Origin of the sequence: Pseudarthrobacter sp. NCCP-2145 (assembly GCF_023708005.1) — a bacterium.
GTDB lineage: Bacteria > Actinomycetota > Actinomycetes > Actinomycetales > Micrococcaceae > Arthrobacter > Arthrobacter oxydans.
Genome location: NZ_BRCG01000020.1, coordinates 66,427 through 84,353, shown reverse-complemented (window position 1 = coordinate 84,353; position 17,927 = coordinate 66,427). Strand labels below are relative to the sequence as shown.

The 17,927-nt window shown below is 66.7% G+C and carries 17 protein-coding genes; 2 read left to right on the top strand and 15 right to left on the bottom strand.

Translation table 11 applies throughout. From position 1 onward, the window contains the following. Positions 1–123: 123 nt before the first annotated feature. Entirely contained in the window at positions 124–927 is an 804-nt protein-coding gene (ppgK, locus tag NFU08_RS16485) for a polyphosphate--glucose phosphotransferase (RefSeq protein WP_174177018.1), read from the top strand. A 319-nt stretch (positions 928–1,246) separates the two neighbouring features. Here the strand turns inward: ppgK and nrdR are convergent, their stop codons facing one another. The 3 genes from nrdR to NFU08_RS16470 all read right to left on the bottom strand — a co-directional run bounded on the left by nrdR (position 1,247) and on the right by NFU08_RS16470 (position 3,810). Next, positions 1,247–1,750: a transcriptional regulator NrdR gene (gene nrdR / locus NFU08_RS16480; RefSeq protein ID WP_104188663.1), complete on the bottom strand. Its 504-nt coding sequence runs from the start codon at positions 1,748–1,750 to the stop codon at positions 1,247–1,249. Between the two features lie 152 nt (positions 1,751–1,902). Continuing rightward, positions 1,903–3,270 (bottom strand): histidinol dehydrogenase, encoded by a 1,368-nt coding sequence (gene hisD, locus NFU08_RS16475; protein ID WP_174177016.1) that lies wholly within the window; start codon positions 3,268–3,270, stop codon positions 1,903–1,905. A 9-nt stretch (positions 3,271–3,279) separates the two neighbouring features. Beyond that, entirely contained in the window at positions 3,280–3,810 is a 531-nt protein-coding gene (locus tag NFU08_RS16470; protein ID WP_174177014.1) for a hypothetical protein, read from the bottom strand. A gap of 134 nt (positions 3,811–3,944) precedes the next feature. Here NFU08_RS16470 and NFU08_RS16465 point away from each other — a divergent pair, with 134 nt between their 5' ends. After that, positions 3,945–4,445, top strand: a complete 501-nt coding sequence (locus NFU08_RS16465; RefSeq protein ID WP_174177012.1) for a flavin reductase family protein — start codon at positions 3,945–3,947, stop codon at positions 4,443–4,445. An 83-nt stretch (positions 4,446–4,528) separates the two neighbouring features. Here NFU08_RS16465 and dnaE read toward each other — a convergent pair whose 3' ends face one another. From dnaE to murG, 12 genes are all read right to left on the bottom strand, one after another. Then, positions 4,529–8,086, bottom strand: a complete 3,558-nt coding sequence (gene dnaE, locus NFU08_RS16460; protein WP_251424696.1) for a DNA polymerase III subunit alpha — start codon at positions 8,084–8,086, stop codon at positions 4,529–4,531. Positions 8,087–8,122: 36 nt separating this feature from the next. Continuing rightward, complete coding sequence (locus tag NFU08_RS16455) at positions 8,123–9,049, bottom strand: RluA family pseudouridine synthase (RefSeq protein ID WP_174177008.1); 927 nt, start codon at positions 9,047–9,049, stop codon at positions 8,123–8,125. Between the two features lie 4 nt (positions 9,050–9,053). Beyond that, complete coding sequence (lspA, locus tag NFU08_RS16450) at positions 9,054–9,626, bottom strand: signal peptidase II (RefSeq protein WP_174177006.1); 573 nt, start codon at positions 9,624–9,626, stop codon at positions 9,054–9,056. Positions 9,627–9,718: 92 nt separating this feature from the next. Then, positions 9,719–10,399, bottom strand: coding sequence for a DivIVA domain-containing protein (locus tag NFU08_RS16445; RefSeq protein WP_174177004.1), 681 nt, complete (start codon positions 10,397–10,399; stop codon positions 9,719–9,721). A 178-nt stretch (positions 10,400–10,577) separates the two neighbouring features. Next, on the bottom strand, positions 10,578–10,865 hold the full coding sequence (locus NFU08_RS16440; RefSeq protein ID WP_066275136.1) for a YggT family protein: 288 nt from the start codon (positions 10,863–10,865) through the stop codon (positions 10,578–10,580). A 120-nt stretch (positions 10,866–10,985) separates the two neighbouring features. Further along, positions 10,986–11,516: a cell division protein SepF gene (locus NFU08_RS16435; protein WP_104188679.1), complete on the bottom strand. Its 531-nt coding sequence runs from the start codon at positions 11,514–11,516 to the stop codon at positions 10,986–10,988. A 90-nt stretch (positions 11,517–11,606) separates the two neighbouring features. After that, positions 11,607–12,368 (bottom strand): YggS family pyridoxal phosphate-dependent enzyme, encoded by a 762-nt coding sequence (locus tag NFU08_RS16430; RefSeq protein ID WP_251424694.1) that lies wholly within the window; start codon positions 12,366–12,368, stop codon positions 11,607–11,609. Continuing rightward, entirely contained in the window at positions 12,361–13,050 is a 690-nt protein-coding gene (locus NFU08_RS16425) for a polyphenol oxidase family protein (protein WP_174176999.1), read from the bottom strand. The genes NFU08_RS16430 and NFU08_RS16425 overlap by 8 nt, the downstream gene beginning before the upstream one ends. Before the next feature lie 8 nt (positions 13,051–13,058). Continuing rightward, a complete protein-coding gene (ftsZ, locus tag NFU08_RS16420) occupies positions 13,059–14,297 on the bottom strand; it encodes a cell division protein FtsZ (RefSeq protein ID WP_066275125.1) in 1,239 nt (412 codons plus the stop codon). A 182-nt stretch (positions 14,298–14,479) separates the two neighbouring features. Then, on the bottom strand, positions 14,480–15,460 hold the full coding sequence (locus tag NFU08_RS16415; RefSeq protein ID WP_251424692.1) for a cell division protein FtsQ/DivIB: 981 nt from the start codon (positions 15,458–15,460) through the stop codon (positions 14,480–14,482). Continuing rightward, positions 15,453–16,829, bottom strand: a complete 1,377-nt coding sequence (gene murC / locus NFU08_RS16410; protein ID WP_251424690.1) for a UDP-N-acetylmuramate--L-alanine ligase — start codon at positions 16,827–16,829, stop codon at positions 15,453–15,455. The genes NFU08_RS16415 and murC overlap by 8 nt, the downstream gene beginning before the upstream one ends. Continuing rightward, complete coding sequence (gene murG / locus NFU08_RS16405; RefSeq protein WP_174176993.1) at positions 16,826–17,926, bottom strand: undecaprenyldiphospho-muramoylpentapeptide beta-N-acetylglucosaminyltransferase; 1,101 nt, start codon at positions 17,924–17,926, stop codon at positions 16,826–16,828. Before murG ends, murC begins: the two co-directional genes overlap by 4 nt. Position 17,927: the final 1 nt, after the last annotated feature.

The window sequence follows — 17,927 nt, the reverse complement described above, 5'->3', positions numbered from 1 at the left end:
CCTGGCACCCCTACGACGCACACACCATGGCCCCACCCCTTCCCGGTTTTTGACCGGACATCAATTCCCGGCCGGCCACCGGCCGCCGCAACCCTGACCGCCCCTGCCACGAACGGAAACCCATTGGCCAAGAAGGACGAAAAGTCGCACAAGAACGCCCCGCTGATCGGCATCGACATCGGAGGTACCGGAATCAAGGGCGGCATTGTCGACCTGAAGAAGGGCAAACTGCTGGGGGAACGGTTCCGTGTCCCCACTCCTCAGCCCGCCACGCCTGAATCAGTTGCCGAAGCCGTGGCGCTGGTGGTTGCCGAGCTGTCCGCCCGCCCCGAGGCGCCTGCTGCCGGCTCCCCCGTCGGCGTGACCTTCCCCGGCATCATCCAGCACGGCGTGGTCCACTCCGCGGCCAACGTGGACAAGAGCTGGCTCAACACGGACATCGATGCGCTCCTGACTGCCCGCCTTGGCCGGCCCGTTGAGGTCATCAACGACGCCGACGCCGCGGGCCTGGCCGAGGCGCGCTACGGCGCCGGTGCCGGTGTCAAGGGCACGGTCCTGGTCATCACGCTCGGCACCGGAATCGGCTCGGCCTTTATCTTCGACGGCAAGCTCGTCCCCAATGCTGAACTTGGCCACCTCGAAATCGACGGCCACGACGCCGAGACCAAGGCTTCCGCGGTGGCCCGCGAACGCGACGGCCTGTCCTGGGACGAGTACAGCGTGCTGCTGCAGCGCTACTTTTCCCACGTCGAATTCCTGTTCTCGCCCGAACTGTTTATTGTGGGCGGCGGCATTTCCAAGCGCGCTGACGAGTACCTGCCCAACCTGCGGCTGCGCACGCCGATCGTGCCGGCGGTCCTCCGCAACGAGGCCGGCATCGTGGGCGCCGCGATCGAAATCGCCCTGCAGCACAAGCTCGCCAAGTAGCCGTGGGATTGGTGCCGCCCCGGACCGGGGCGGCACCGGCCAAGGGCGCCAGCCGCAGAATTAGTGCTCTTAGAGAGCGGCTTGCTGCCCACAAGGGATAAACGGGAGTCGCGGGCCCTTTCCTGCCGGCCGCCGGAGTGGCGTCGCCAGGGCAGGCATAAGGGTCGACGGCGGCGCGGGGGTTCCGCTGGAGTGTGGCAGGAGTCCGTCAGCCGGCTCGGTAGTTCCGCCGCAGGCGGCACATTCTCCCGTCGGGCAACATGCCGGGACAGAGTGCCGGTGGCGGCTTCGGCTTCCCCTCCGCTGCCGCCACCGGAGTTTAGAGGGGGCTCTTCTCGGAGCTCTTGGCGCCCTTCGCGGCAACGCCCCGGGCGTCCTGTTCTTCCTGGCGGAGCAGGGCAATGGCAGTCTCGAAATCCTCAAGGGATTCGAAGGCCTGGTAGACGCTCGCAAAGCGGAGGTAGGCAACCTTGTCCAGCTTCTGCAGGGGTCCGAGGATGACCAGGCCCACCTCGTGGGCGTCGATTTCGGCGGCGCCGGAGGAACGGATCTGTTCCTCGACTTCCTGCGCCAGCAGTGCGAGGTCGTCCTCGCTAACGGGACGCCCCTGGCAGGCTTTGCGTACCCCGTTGATCACCTTGCTGCGGCTGAAGGGCTCGCCCACGCCGGAGCGCTTGATCACGGAAAGGCTGGTGGTTTCGACGGTGGTGAACCTGCGTCCGCACTCCGGGCACTGGCGGCGGCGCCGGATGGCTGAGCCGTCATCCGCCATGCGGCTGTCCACCACCCGGGAATCGGGGTTGCGGCAGAACGGACAGTACATTGTGCCTCCCTCTCCCAGGATCTGTGCCGGCGAAAAACTGCAGGCGCAACTGCGCCGTATCCCAGTTTACGTCTCCGCTCCGGCTAATAACAAGCGTGTAAGTACTACATGTTGTGGTTGCCACCACTACATGTCGACATTGCGGGCAGATGTCAGGAGAACCTGGCCGTCACCGCATCCCCGTGCGCGGGAAGGTCCTCGGCTCCGGAAAGGCTGACAATGTGGCCGCTGACTTCCGCCAGCGCGTCACGGGTGTAGTTCACCACCTGGATGGCCCGCAGGAAAGTGGTGACGTTCAGGCCCGACGAGAAGGCAGCCGTTCCGCTGGTGGGCAGGACGTGGTTGGATCCGGCACAGTAGTCCCCCAGGCTGACCGGGCTGTAGTCGCCCACAAAGATGGCACCGGCATTCCGGATCCTGGCGGCGACCCCTGGGGCATCCTGCGTCATGATCTCCAGGTGTTCTGCCGCGTAGGCATCGCACGCCGCAATGCCCTGTTCAAGGTTGTCCACCAGGACCACCCCGGACTGCGGACCGGACAGCGCCTCGCGGACGCGGGCGGAGTGCCTGGTGGCCGCGGCCTGCCGGTCGAGCTCGGCACGGACGGCGGCGGCGAGGTCCCCGGAGTCCGTAATCAGCACGGAGGCTGCCTTGGGATCGTGCTCGGCCTGGCTGATGAGGTCGGCTGCCACCAGGCGCGGCTGGGCCGTGGAGTCTGCGAGGATCGCGATTTCAGTGGTGCCCGCCTCGGAGTCGATCCCCACCACGCCCTTGACCAGACGCTTGGCGGTGGCAACAAAGATGTTGCCCGGTCCGGTCACCACGTCCACCGGTTCCAGGGCCGGGCCCGCCTCGGTTGCCGGGACACCGTAGGCGAACGCGGCGACGGCCTGGGCGCCGCCGATGGCATACACCTCGGTGATGCCCAGCAGCGCGGCAGCGGCAAGGATGGTGGGGTGGGGCAGCCCGCCGAACTCCTTTTGCGGAGGGGACGCCAGGGCGATGGACTGGACTCCCGCGGCCAGGGCCGGGACGACGTTCATGATCACGGAGGAGGGGTAGACGGCGAGGCCGCCCGGGACGTAAAGACCCACCCGCGACACCGGAACCCAGTTCTGTGCCACCACTGCGCCGTCGCCGAGCTGCACCTCGATATTGCGCGGACGCTGGCCGTCAGCGAACCGGCGGGCCCGGCTGATGGACTCCTCAAGCGCGCCGCGGACTGACGGCTCCAGCTCCTCCAGAGCGGACGCCAGGGCCTCCGCGGGAACCAGCGGGTGGTCCTGCGCCACGCCGTCAAAACGCCGGGCGAGTTCGCCCAGCGCCGCGAATCCTCCCTGCCGGACAGCCGAAATGATGTCCTGGACCTTCTCCTCGGCGTCGGCCACGGTCTGGCCCTGGGCCCGCGGCACGGCGGCCCGGAGTCCGGCGAGGGTAAGGCTTTGGCCACGCAGGTCAACGGTGCGGAAGTCCACGGCGGTGGCGGCTGGGCTGGCGGAGTTCTCCGAAGAAATGGTCACTGGCCTATTTTACTGGCCCTGCCACTGCGTCCGGCGACTCCCGTGGTCCGCCGCCGGCTTCCGGCTCATGAGATCGAGAAGCTCCAACACGAAAACCGAGACGGCCGTGGCAGCGGGCCACAGGAGCAGCACCGGCCAGGCGCGGAGCGAAAAGGCAATGCTGGCGTTGGCTGAGGCATCAACTGCAGGCGCCCACAGCTGCGCTGCCAGCAGCCCCGTTTGCCACGCCAGGGCTGCACCGCACAGGGCTCCCGCCAGGCCCGCCACCAGGTCCGCCTGCGGATCCGCCCGTTTCCTGTCTGCCAGGACAACGGCCAGGAGGCATCCGGCAAGCACCAGCAGTCCTGCCAGCGTCAGGTCCCGCGGCAGCCAGACATTCGGGTTGGTGCCGCTGCCGAAGGCCGGGTCCCTGGTGACCAGGTTCAGGCCCCCGGGCGCCAGGAGCCACCAAAGGATGCCCAGCGGGACACCCGCCGCAGCCGGGATCACCAGCATCGCCCAGGGCAGCCGCGGGCGTATGCGGCGGATGGCTTTCGTCATGCAACAAACCTTAACAAATGTCCGCGGCGTTCATCGCCGGATCCGGGCCTTTCCGGGAGTTCACTGCCGGGGCGGCAGAGCCATACCCTTGAAGGAAAGCACACGTACCCGCCTTCCAGCCACCAGGAGTTTCCGTGACAACTAATGACGTTCCGTTCGAGCGGACGTTCAGGGAGATGTTCCGGCGCCACGCCGCCGGTGTCGCCATCATCACGGTGAACTACCAGGACCAGCCCTACGGCTTCACCGCCACCTCCGTGGCCTCGTTGTCCGCACAGCCGCCGCGCTTCACGTTCAACATGGCCCGCAGCTCCCGGTCGTGGCCTGCTGTCGCCAACACCGCCTACCTGGGGGTCCACATGCTGGGCCTCGAGAACATGCAGCTGGCCGACCGGTTCGCGGGGGCAGGCAACCGTTTTGAGGGCGACCATTGGGAAACCGGTCCGCACGGGGTGCCCATCCTGAAGGACGTAGCGGGCTGGCTGATCGGCGAAGTGCAGATGCGGCTGTCCTTCGAGAACAACGCCGTGGTGGTGGTCCAGGTGGTGGACGGCCAGGTGGGCGGCGACGGCTCACCGCTGCTGTACCACGGCGGCGCGTACGGCCAGCCCGTCCCGCTGGACTACGAGATCTAGCAGTCCCCCACCACCCGCGGACGACGACGGGACGCGCCTCCCGTCGTCGTCCTTCCCTCGTCGTCCTCTCGTCAGGAGGCCGCTTAGGCGTCCAGGCAGGCAGGGCCGAGCAGCACTTTGAGGTCGCCGAACAGTGACGGGCTGGGGTTCACGCGGAGGTGGACCGGCAGTCCCATGACTTCCGTCCGCGTATCGCCCTGCAGGTGCAGGCGCACCTCGGAGTTGCCGCGGTGCGTGCGGAGGACGTCGCCCAGCTCGGTGACCACAGCCTCGGTGGCTTTGTAGGTGGGCATGGTGATCACCAGCGGCCCGTTGAGCCCCTCGCTGAGGTCCGGAACGGACAGCTCCATGCAGTTCAGGGTGATGGCACCGTCGTCCCGTTTCTGGAGGCGCCCCTTGACCACCACGATCAGGTCCTCCGCGAGGACAGAGGCGATGGGTCCGTAGACCTGGCCGAAGAACATGACTTCCATGGAACCGCCAAGGTCCTCCACTTCGGCCCGGGCGTACGCGTTGCCGCTGGCTTTGGCAATGCGCCGGCTCAGCGAGGTGATCATGCCCGCAATAGTGATGATGGCGCCGTCCTGCGGCCCGTCCTCGCCGAGGACGGAGGTGATGCTCATCTCCGCGTGCTGGCTGAGCAGTCCCTCCAGGCCCTGCAGCGGATGGTCCGAGACGTACAGTCCGAGCATGTCCCGCTCGAAGGAAAGCTTGTCCTTCTTCTCCCACTCCGGCAGGTCGGGGATCTCGATACTCAGGGATGACTCGGATTCGGCTTCGTCGAACCCGGCGAAGAGATCGAACTGTCCGATCGCCTCGTTCCGCTTGAGGGTGATGACGGAGTCGATGGCCTCTTCATGGATCATGGCCAGGGCCCGGCGGTGGTGCCCCAGCGAATCGAAGGCGCCGGACTTGATCAGTGATTCGATGGTCCGCTTGTTGCAGACCACGGCAGGGACCTTCATCAGGTAATCCTTGAAGGACGTATACGCGCCCTCGCTCTCGCGGGCGGCCACCATGGCCTCCACCACGTTCACGCCGACGTTGCGGATGGCGCCCATGCCGAAGCGGATGTCGTTGCCCACGGGGGTGAAGTTCAGTGCGGACTCATTGACGTCCGGCGGCAGCACGGTGATGCCCATGCGGCGGCACTCGTTGAGGTAGATCGCCGACTTGTCCTTGTCATCCCCCACCGACGTCAGCAGCGCGGCCATGTATTCCGGCGCGTAGTGGGCCTTGAGGTACGCGGTCCAGTAGGAGATCACGCCGTACGCGGCGGAGTGTGCCTTGTTGAACGCGTAGTCGGAGAAGGGAAGCAGGATGTCCCACAGGGTCTTGACGGCCTCCATAGAGTAGCCGTTGTCCTGCATGCCCTGGGAGAACCCGGCGAACTGCTTGTCCAGCTCCGATTTCTTTTTCTTGCCCATGGCGCGGCGGAGGATGTCCGCCTGGCCCAGCGAGTAGCCGGCCAGCTTCTGCGCCACCGCCATGACCTGCTCCTGGTACACGATCAGGCCGTAGGTTCCGCCGAGGATCTCCGCGAGCGGTTCCTTCAGCTCGGGGTGGATCGGGATGACTTCCTGGATCCCGTTCTTGCGGAGCGCGTAGTCCGTGTGCGCGTTGGCGCCCATTGGCCCGGGACGGTACAAGGCAAGGACGGCGGAAATGTCTTCGAAGTTGTCAGGCTTCATCAGCTTGAGCAGGGACCGCATGGGCCCGCCGTCGAGCTGGAACACGCCCAGGGTGTCGCCGCGGGCCAGGAGCTCGTAGGACGGGGCGTCATCCAGTTCCAGGGACTCAAGGTCGAGGTCGATGCCGCGGTTCATCTTGATGTTTTCCAGGGCGTCGGAAATGATCGTCAGGTTCCGCAGGCCCAGGAAGTCCATCTTGATCAGCCCCAGGCCCTCGCACGTGGGGTAGTCGAACTGGGTGATGACCTGGCCGTCCTGGATGCGGCGCATGATGGGGATGACGTCGATGATCGGGTCCGAGGACATGATGACGCCGGCGGCGTGGACGCCCCACTGCCGCTTCAGGCCCTCGATGCCCAGGGCCGTCTCGAAGACTTTGGCAGCCTCCGGGTCGGTGCTGATCAGCTGGCGGAAGTCGCCCGCCTCGCCGTAGCGCTTGGCTTCCGGATTCTGGATGTCCGCCAGCGGAATGTCCTTGGCCATCACGGCCGGCGGGAGCGCCTTGGTCAGCTGCTCGCCCATGCTGAACGGGTAGCCCAGCACGCGGGAGGAGTCCTTCAGCGCCTGCTTGGTCTTGATGGTGCCGTACGTGACGATCATGGCCACGCGCTCGTCGCCGTACTTCCGGGTCACGTAATCGATGACCTCGGACCGTCGCCGGTCATCGAAGTCGACGTCGAAGTCGGGCATGGAAACGCGGTCCGGGTTCAGGAACCGTTCAAAGATCAGGCCGTGGCGCAGCGGGTCGAGGTCCGTGATGCGCATGGCGTACGCCACCATGGAACCGGCGCCGGAACCACGGCCCGGGCCTACGCGGATGCCGTTGTTCTTGGCCCAGTTGATGAAGTCCGCCACCACCAGGAAGTACCCCGGGAAACCCATCGAGGTGATGACGCCCAGCTCGTAGTCCGCCTGGGCACGGACGTCATCGGGGACACCGCCCGGATAGCGGTACTCGAGACCCTTGGCAACCTCTTTCACCAGCCAGGACGTTTCGTCCTCCCCAGGCGGGCAGGGGAAACGCGGCATGTAGTTGGCGCCGGTATTGAAGGAGACCTCGCAGCGCTCGGCGATGAGGAGCGTGTTGTCGCAGGCGTCCGGGTGGTCGCGGAACAGTTCGCGCATTTCCTGCGGGGACTTCAGGTAATAGCCGCTGCCGGAGAAGGCGAAGCGTGAACCGCCGTTGTCGTAAGTGGGCTCCAGGAGGGTGGACCCGGACTGGATGGCCAGGAGCGCCTCGTGGGCCTTCGCGTCGTGCTCGTGGGTGTAGTGGAGGTCGTTGGTGGCCACCAGGGGAAGGTTCAGGTCCTTCGCAAGCCGCAGCAGGTCGCCGGTGACGCGCCGCTCGATGTCCAGCCCGTGGTCCATGAGCTCGCAGAAGTAGTTCTCGGCCCCGAAGATGTCCCTGAACTCCGCGGCGGCTTCCAGCGCTTCACGGTACTGGCCCAGCCGCAGCCGGGTCTGGATCTCCCCGGAGGGGCAGCCCGTGGTGGCGATCAATCCCTCGGAGTAGGTGTTGAGCAGTTCCCGGTCCAGGCGTGGCCATTTGCCGAACACGGCGTCCAGCGAAGCGATGGAGGACGCCCGGAACAGGTTCCGCATGCCCACATTGTTGTAGCTGAGCAGGGTCATGTGGGTGTAGGAACCGCCGCCGGAGATGTCGTCCTTGCGCTGGTGCTCTTCGCCCCACCGCACGCGGCTCTTGTCGCCGCGGGCCGTTCCCGGAGTCACATAGGCTTCGACGCCGATGATCGGTTTGATCCCCTTGTCGGTGGCCTTCTTCCAGAAGTCGAAGGCACCGAAGAGGTAGCCGTGGTCGGTGGTTGCGAGTGCGGGCATCCCCAGCCGCTCGGTCTCGTCGAACAGCTCACCGAGCCTGGCGGCGCCGTCCAGCATCGAGTACTCGGTGTGGTTGTGGAGATGGACAAACGAGTCATTGCTGGAAGTCACCGCACTATTCTATGCGCCGGACAGGCGGCGAAAGCGCTAGGCCTGCCCGGACCCGAGGACTTCCAGGGCATAGGCCAGGTCCTGCGGGTAGTCGCTGGTGACCCGGACGCGTTCCCCCGTCACCGGGTGGTCGAACCCCAGTTCGCGGGCGTGCAGCCACTGCCGGGTCAGGCCGAGGGTGGCGGCCAGCCGCGGGTCGGCGCCGTACGTGAGATCTCCGGCACAGGGATGCCGGAGCGCGGAAAAGTGGACGCGGATCTGGTGGGTGCGGCCCGTTTCCAGGTGGACTTCCACCAGGCTGGCCTTGCCGAACGCTTCAATCACTTCGTAGTGCGTGACGGACGGGCGTCCGTCCTCGATCACAGCGAAGCGCCAGTCATGCCCAGGATGCCGGCCGATGGGCGCATCGATGGTACCCGCCAGGGGGTCAGGCAAGCCCTGCACCACCGCGTGGTAGACCTTGTCCACCGTCCGCTCCTTAAAGGCCCTCTTCAGGGCCGTGTAGGCACGCTCGGACTTTGCCACCACCATCACGCCGGATGTCCCGACGTCCAGCCGGTGCACGATTCCTGCCCGCTCCGGCGACCCGGAGGTGGAGATGCGGTAGCCGGCCCCTGCGAGCCCTCCCACCACCGTGGGCCCCACCCATCCCGGTGAGGGGTGCGCGGCAACACCGACCGGCTTGTCGACGACGACGAAATCCTCGTCGTCGAGCAGGATCTTCAGGCCTTCCACAACTTCCTCCACGACTTCCAGCGGGTCACGCCGCTCCGGCATGCTGACCTTGAGGACATCGCCCGCCACCAGCTTTGCCGACTTGCCCAGGGGCTTGCCCTTGCTCTCCACATGCCCCTCCGCAAGGAGGGACGCGGCAAGGGACCGCGAGATGCCCAGGAGGGCCGCGAGCCCGGCGTCCGCACGGGTTCCCCCGTATTCGTCGGCAACGATAATCTGTTCAGGCATTGCTTCAGGCATCGCCGGACTTGTCCTTGCGTTCAGGGGTCAGCCTGCTTCCATCGAGGGTAATACCGCGCAGCGTCAGGATGCAGATGATGGCGACGGCGGACACCACCGCTGAGTCCGCGATGTTGAAAATGGCAAAATTGGGGAGCTGGATGAAGTCCACCACATGGCCCATGCCGAAGGACGGTTCGCGGAACAGCCGGTCGGTCAGGTTGCCGAGCGCTCCACCCAGGAGCAGGCCCAGCGCCAGGGACCACCAGACCGAGCCGAGCTTGCGGACCTGGAAGAGAATGGCCACGGACACCGCGGCCATGATGATCGAAAACACCCAGGTGACGTTTTCCCCGATGGAAAAGGCCGCGCCCGAATTTCGGATGAAGTACCAGTGCAGGAGCGGCGGGAACACGGGGATCCGTTCGCCCTCCACCATGCTGGAGGTAACCCAGAGCTTGGTGAGCTGGTCCAGGACGTAGGCAAAGAGGGCGAACCCGGCGAAGACGGAGAGCAGCACGGCCCGGCGCGGGCGCGGTGCGGGTGGGACAGGGCGTGCGGGATCCGCGGCAAGTTCGTCAGTCATGGTGCTTTCATTCGTACAACAGGTGGCAATGCCAAAAGCCGGCGGCCGAGGAATCCTCAGCCACCGGCTTTCAGAATACGTGCTTTGACGGACTAGTTGGCTTCGCTGACTTCCGGCGTAGCCACGGAACCGCGGGCGTCCAGGTCGCGCAGCTGGCCTTCGATGTAGGCCTTCAGGCGCGAACGGTAGTCGCGCTCGAAGCCGCGGAGCTGCTCCACCTTGCGCTCCAGGACCGAACGCTGCTGCTCGAGGGCGCCCAGGATCTTGCGGGACTTCTCCTGTGCATCGTTGACCAGGCTGCTGGCTTCGATCTGCGCCTCGGCGATGATCTTGTCCTTCTGGGCCTGGCCGTCGGCCACGTGGCGGTCGTGCATCTGCTGGGCCATGGCCAGGAGGCCGGCTGCGGACTCGGCGGAAGGCGTGGCGACGGCGGCAGCTGCTGCAGGGGCTGCAGCGGCGGCAGGCTGGACGTCCTTCTTCTTGCTGGCTTCGGCAGCCTTGGCTTCGGCTTCCGCCTTCTCGCGTGCCTCATCCTTGTCGGCCTTGACGGGCGCGGGAACCTTCTCCACAACGGGGGCAGCGGCCGAGCTGGCCGGAACGCTGGAACCGGCTTCGGCGAGCTTCTTGCGAAGTTCGTCGTTCTCCTGGTTCAGGCGGCGGAGTTCAACGACGATCTCGTCCAGGAAGTCATCAACTTCGTCCTGGTCGTACCCTTCGCGGAACTTGGTCGGCTGAAAGCGCTTGTTGACAACGTCTTCTGGCGTCAAAGCCATCTGGTCACCTCACTGGTCTAGTTAGTCAGTAGGCCTTCCGGCCGTCAAAACTACGGTACCTAAATTTGGTCTGGTTACTCTAATTCAACACTGCGGTGTCAAACGTGAGTTTTCTTCGCTTCACAGTAGCTGTTCCCGGACGGGTCCACCCTGTGCTGCTAGGTCTATACGGGGTAAATCAGGCCAGGCCCCTTGTGATTCCCATCGCAATGCTGACGGCGATGAACAGAACCAGGAAGCCCAGGTCCAGGGAGATGCCGCCAAGCCGCAGGGGCGGGATCACCCGGCGCAGTACCTTCAGTGGCGGATCGGTGATGGAGTACACAGCGTGGGCGGCCACCAGGGCGACGCCCCGCGGACGCCATTCCCGGGCGAACATCTGCACCCAGTCAAAGACCAGGCGGATGATCAGGGCAACGAAGAACAGGAGCAGCGCGAGATAGACAAGTCCGAAAGCAATTCCCATGACTTAACTCATATCTCCATGTTCATCTGTGTACCGCGGCTTCCTGCCGATGTGTCCCGTCTATTTCAACACAGATGCCAGACAGGTGTCCCTGCCTGGCATCCGTGTACTGCCCGAGGGTCAGCTTTGGTTGAAGAAGCTGGCCTGCGTTTCGCTGATTTTCTTGTCGTCACCGATGACCTCAACGTACGACGGCGACAGCAGGAAGACCTTGTTGGTCACCCGCTCGATGCTTCCGCGGAGTCCGAAGACCAGGCCGGCGGAGAAGTCCACCAGGCGCTTGGCGTCGGCCTCACCCATGTCCGTGACGTTCATGATCACCGGGATGCCGTCCCGGAAGCTCTCACCGATGAGCTTGGCATCGTTGTAGGAGCGCGGGTGGATGGTGGTGATCTGGCGGAGCCCGCTGGTCTCTTCGCGGCTCGACGCCGCACGCTTGATGGGGGTCACTGGGGCGCGGTATTCCTCTTCGGGGGTGTAGGACGTTTCGCGGCTGACCTCACGGACGGGTGCAGGTGCACGGCGTTCCTCGCGGTCAGCTTCCATAGTTTCGTCCTCATCCTTACGTGTTGTCTGTTGCTCGGACTCGTAATGCTCATCGCCGTCGGCGAGCCCAAGATAGATCATTGTCTTGCGCAGAGCGCCGGCCATGGTCGACTCCTAATCGTGTCCCGTAAGCGGGCCGCCCAATGACTTGACAGCATTGAAGTCCCCCGCCCATCACTTGCAATAGCTCCGACGCTACCCCACGGCGGGACGCGATCCGAGAATATCGGAACCGATTCGCAGGTGTGTCGCCCCGAACGCGATGGCTGCCTCAAGGTCCTGGCTCATGCCGGCGGAAATGGCGGCAGCGCCTGGGTGCTGCGCCACGAGCCGCGCTGAGACTCCGGCCAGCTTTTCGAAGGCGCGCTCGGGTGGGGCGCCCAAGGGCGCCACTGCCATCACGCCCGCCAGCCGCAGGCCTTCGGCTTCGGCAATCCTGTCCGCCAGGAGCAACACGTCACCGGGCGCGGCACCTCCCCGGTGCGCACCGGCGTCGGCATGGTCTTCAAGGTTGACCTGGATGAAGCAGTCCAGTGGCGCACGCCCCGCCGCGGCGCGCTCGTTGTGCGCCGCCTTCGCCAGGGCATCCACGAGTTGGGGCCGGTCCACCGAGTGCACGGCGGACGCGTAGCGGACCACCGATTTGGCTTTCTTCGTCTGCAGCTGGCCCACGAAGTGCCAGGTCAGCCCGCACTCGGCCAGGATTTCCGCTTTCCCCGCAGCCTCCTGGTCCCTGTTTTCCCCGACGTCGGTCACTCCCAGGGCCGCGAGGCGCCGGATGTCCTCCACGGGATGGAACTTGGTGACCACGATCAGGGTCGGCAGCCTGTCTTCCCTGCCGGCCGCAGCCGCGGCCACGCCTATCCGGCGCCGGACTGCTTCGAGCCGCCCGGCAAGCTCGGCGGTGCGCGGATCGCCTGCGCCGGCACCGCCGTCGTTCAGTGCGGGGTCAGTCATGGCACCAGACAAGGCCGGCGAAACGGCCGGTGCCGGAGTCGCGGCGGTAGGAGTAGAGGGAAGCCGTTTCCAGGGTGCAGGGACCGGCGTATTCAACGCCGACCCCGGCGTTTTCCAGCTGGCTGCGGGCGCCGGCCGGAAGATCCAGCGCCGGGGTTCCCCAGGAGGTGGTGGACCAGGTGGCGGGCACCGCCGCGGCCACCTCGTCCCGCAGCGCAGGCGGCACCTCGTAGCACCTGCCGCAAATGGACGGACCGAGCCAGGCGCGGATGTCCGCCGCGCCGAGCGATCTCATAGTGTCCACGGCGGACGGGATGACCCCGTTGGCCACGCCGGGCCGCCCGGCGTGGACGGCGGCCAGGACGTGGCCGTCAGCGGACGTTCCCGCCAGCAGGAGCGGGATGCAGTCAGCCACCATGACAGCCAGCGGCTGGGAACGCGAAACCATCGCATCTGCTTCCGGCGTTCCGCTGCCCCTGTCCATCACGGCCACCGTGGTGCCGTGCACCTGGTTCATGAACCGGAGGCTGCGGGGTTCGATTCCCGCCGCGGCTTCGAGCTGTTCGCGCCGCCGCTGCACGGCGCCGGCGTCGTCGCCCACGTGCAGGGCGAGATTCCCCGCACCGCTGTCAGTAAAAGCGGCCGAGACCCCGGGAAGGATCTCGGCCCGCCAATGGAACAACCCGCGGCCTATTTCAGGAAGTCGGGGACATCCAGGTCATCCGAGCGGCTGCCGGTGAGGTCCGGTTCCACGACGGAGGGAAGGTCAACGTCGAAGCCGGAATCGGCCGGAACGGCCGAGGGGCGCTGCTGCCCCCAGTTGCTGAGGCCTGCTGCCCCGACACCTGCGTGGACCGGCTGGACGTGCACCTGGTGGTTTCCGGCGGAGGGAGCCTGCGACGGCGCGGGGGCCGCTGCCGGAGCTGCGGGCCGCTGGGGAGCAACCTGGGGCTGCGACTGGTCCATGGACGGCGAGGTGGCCTTGACGTCGTCGAAGCCGGCAGCAATGACCGTTACGCGGGCCTCGTCACCGAGGGCGTCGTCGATCACGGCACCGAAGATGATGTTCGCCTCAGGGTGGGCGACTTCCTGGACCAGGCGCGCGGCTTCATTGATCTCAAAGAGGCCAAGGTCAGAACCGCCCTGGATGGACAGCAAAACGCCATGGGCGCCGTCGATGGACGCTTCCAGCAGCGGCGATGCGATGGCCAGCTCGGCTGCCTTGACGGCGCGGTCTTCACCACGGGCAGAGCCGATGCCCATCAGCGCGGAGCCTGCACCCTGCATGACGGACTTCACATCGGCGAAGTCAAGGTTGATCAGGCCCGGGGTGGTGATGAGGTCCGTGATGCCCTGGACGCCCGAGAGGAGCACCTGGTCTGCTGAGCGGAAGGCGTCCAGGACCGACACGTTGCGGTCGCTGATGGACAGGAGCCGGTCGTTGGGGATGACGATGAGGGTGTCCACCTCGTCCCGGAGGGCGTCGATGCCGGCCTCTGCGGACCCGGCGCGGCGGCGGCCCTCGAAGGTGAAGGGACGGGTGACCACGCCGATGGTCAGTGCACCCAGCGAACGGGCAATGCGGGCGACGACGGGAGCGCCGCCGGTGCCGGTGCCACCGCCTTCGCCGGCCGTGACGAAGACCATGTCCGCGCCGCGGAGCACTTCTTCGATCTCGTCGGCGTGGTCCTCGGCGGCCTGCTTGCCCACCTCCGGGTTGGCGCCTGCGCCGAGCCCGCGGGTCAGCTCGCGTCCGACGTCGAGCTTCACGTCCGCGTCGCTCATGAGCAGGGCCTGGGCGTCGGTATTGATGGCGATGAATTCAACACCTCGGAGGCCGACCTCGATCATGCGGTTGACTGCGTTCACGCCACCGCCGCCGATGCCGACGACTTTGATGACGGCCAAGTAATTCTGCGGAGCTGCCACGTTACGTGTCCCTTGTTCGTGTCTTATTGCGAAAACTGATGGAGAGCTTGAAGCCAGTAACCTTAACCTTCGAGTTGAAGGTTATAGTTATGTCAAGTAACTCATGTCTGTGACGGTATTTCCTCTGCTGGCCACATTCAATAACCGGCTCCGCGTGTCGGATTAATACCGGAAATAAACCGTCAGCGCGTCACCGGGTGCCGGGGCACGCTGACGTCGTAAACCTTGACGGGGTTCTTGGGATCGGCGGGAACCTTCAGGAGCGCCGCCAGGACTTTGGCCTTGAGCTCCTTCTCCCCCGCGTTGCCCCAGATGATGGTCTGGCCGTCCACGAGCTTGAGTTCCACCGCGTCCACCGACTGGGCGGAGGCGTTGGAAAGCCTGGCGAGGACGTCGGCGGGCAGGGCGCCCAGGACAGCGGCCGTCGCGCGGAAGAGATCCTGCCCGATGGCTCCCGCACCGCCGTCGATGACGGGCAGGGAGACGGACGCGGGATCGGCGGTGGCCGCCAGCTGGACTCCTTCGACGTCCACGAGCTGGTACTGCTCCCCCTGCTTGACCAGTGCCACCGGCACCCGTTCCCGCACTGCCACGGCCAGCCCTGAGGGCGGCCGGGCTTCCGCGGAGACCGACTTAACCTGGACCAGGGGCTCCAGCAGCCTCGCCACCTCGTCGTCGCTGATTTGCGGCAGCGGTTTTCCCCGCAGGGGCTCAAGCGCGGTTTCCACCTGGGCAGGCGTCAGCAGGCGCGTCCCGGAAACGGAGATGGTGTCAACGGCCAGGACCGGCGAGAAGGTGGCCACCGCCAGGAGGCCGGCCACGAGGGCGATGAGCGTTCCGGCGACAGCAAGGATATTCCGTTTGCGGCGCTTCCCTTTGGGCTCGGGAAAAACCACCACGTTCCCGGCGGCTGCCGCGGACGGTTCCGCCTTCCGGCCCCTGCCCAGGCCTGGAATGCCGGCCCGTTTCGGTTTTGCCGGATCCGTACCCTTGCCGCCCCCTTCGGGCCCGGGCTCCGGAACGCTCCGGGAGGCCGAGATGACGTCGTCGGCCGCGGGTCCGGCCTTTCCACCGTTGCCGGTATTTCCATCGCTGCCGCCTGCGCCGCCGGAGCGGGCCGGGCGGCCGGTGGAGGTGTACGTGGGGCGGCGGGTGCTAGCCACGCAGGGCCTCGACGATCCGCGGCCCGTACGCCGTGACGTCGCCGGCGCCGGCTGTCAGCACAATGTCCCCGTCCGCGGCAGCGGCCGTCAGTGCGGAGACGGCGTCACCGGCATCCACCAGGCGTCCCCCGCTGTCCAGGTGGTCGGCAATGAGCTGGCTGGTCACTCCCGGAATGGGATCCTCACGGGCGGGATAGATATCCAGCACCAGGGCGGTGTCGGCGAGGTTGAGCGCCTCGGCAAACTCCTGCGCGAACTCGCGGGTGCGGGAGAACAGGTGGGGCTGGAAGAGGACGTGCACCTTGTGTGCGCCGGCGACCGAACGGGCAGCGGCGAGGGCGGCCCGGACTTCGGTCGGGTGGTGGGCGTAGTCATCGAACACGCGGACTCCGCGGGCCTCGCCTTTGAGCTCGAAGCGCCGGGAGGCGCCGGAGAAGTGCGCCAGGGCGGCTGCGGCCGCTGCGGGGTCGACGCCAAGTTCAAGCGCGACGGCGAACGCGGCCGCGGCGTTCAGTGCGTTGTGCCGTCCGGGCACCTGAAGGGCCAGCGGGAAACGTCCGGAAGCCGTGGAGACCGCGACGTCGCCGGGACCGCCGTCGTGCAGCACGAGGTCCGCCCCCTCGGTGGTTCCGTACAGCACCACGCGCGTGTTGCCCCTGGTCCGTGTTCTTTCAGCGAGGGCCAGCGCGCCGGCGTCGTCCGCGCAGGCAACCAGCACGCCGTCCGCGGGAAGCAGCGCGGTGAACCGGTCAAAGGACTCGTACACAGCCTCGGCCGTGCCGTAGTGGTCCAGGTGGTCCGGTTCAACGTTGGTCACCACGGCGATCCTGGGCCGGTAGTTGAGGAAGGAGCCGTCGGATTCGTCGGCCTCGGCCACGAAGATTCCGGAACTGCCGTGCGCTGCGTTGACGCCGAGCGCGGGAACATTGGCGCCGATGGCGAATGAAGGGTCCAGCCCGGCGCCCTGCAGCAGGACCGTCACCATGGACGTGGTGGTGGACTTACCGTGGGTGCCAGCCACCGTGACCACCGTGTCGCCGCCCATGGTGGCGGCCAGCGCCTCGGACCGGTGCAGCACGGGCAGTCCTGCCTCCCTGGCGGCCACCAGCTCCGGGTTGTCGGTGCGGATGGCGGATCCGGCCACGACTGTCTGGGCATCTCCCAGGTTGGCGGAGGCGTATCCCACCGCGATGCGGGCACCCGCGGCGGCGAGGTCGGCCATCACCGGCAGGTCTTTCGCGTCGGAGCCGCTGACCGGAACGCCGCGGGCAACCATGATCCTGGCAACGGCGGACATGCCGACGCCTCCGATTCCCACAAAGTGGACGCGGCCCAGCGACTCGAGGCTGGGAATGGTGGCGTGGTTCATGATGCTGCTGCTTCCAGGATGAGGTCAGCCATGCGCTGATCGGCGTTTCGGATGCCAAGCCGGTAGGAACTGCTGGCCATGGCTGCGAGCCGCGGCTGGTCCGTGATGAGCGGGATCAGTTCCCGGTCCACCCATTCGGGGGTGAAATCGCGGTCATTCACCAGCAGCGCACCGCCCGCGGCCACCAGTCCGGCAGCGTTCAGGGCCTGCTCGCCATTGCCTATGGGCAGCGGCACCAGCACGGCGGGGACGCCGACGGCGGCGACCTCGCAGACGGTGGCCGCCCCGGAGCGGGCCAGGAGCACATCCGCGGCGGCGTAGGCAAGCTCCATACCGTCCACGTACTCCACCTGGCGGTAGTCCTTTGCGGCAAGCGGCCGGCCGTCGCTGTCCATGACAGCCTTGCCGCGTCCGGTGATGTGCAGGGTCTGGATGCCTGCCGCCGACAGCCGTTCAACAGCGGCGGCAATGGTGCGGTTGATGCTCTGGGCGCCGGAGGACCCTCCGGTGACGATCAGCGCAGGCTGGACCGGGTCCAGGCCGAGGGCAGCGCGGGCGGCGGTGCGCGCGGCTGCCCTGTCCAGGCCTGAGATTTCGGTGCGCATGGGCATTCCAACGTGCCGGGCGTGGCGGAGCGGAGTGTTGGCGAACGCCACGGCGACGCGGCGGGTCATCAGGGCTCCCACCCTGTTCGCGAGTCCCGGACGCGCGTTGGCCTCGTGGATCACGATGGGAATCCGGCGTTTGCGCGCGGCAAGGTACATGGGCGTGCAAACATAGCCGCCAACTCCCACCAGGACATCAGCGCCTGCTGTATCCAGGATTGCTCCGGCCTGGCGTACGGCCCCGGCCAGCCTGGCAGGGAGGCGCAGCAGGTCCGCGGAAGGCCGCCGCGGGAACGGCACCCGGTCGATGGTGGCCAGTTCCACCCCTGCGGCGGGAACCAGCCTGGTTTCCATGCCGGACGGCGTGCCGACGGCGAGGATGGCGGCTTCCGGGGAGGCTTCCCGGAGTGCCGCGGCGATGGCGAGCAGCGGGCTGATGTGTCCGGCAGTGCCGCCGCCGGCCAGGACGATGGACGGGGTATTGGTGGTCATG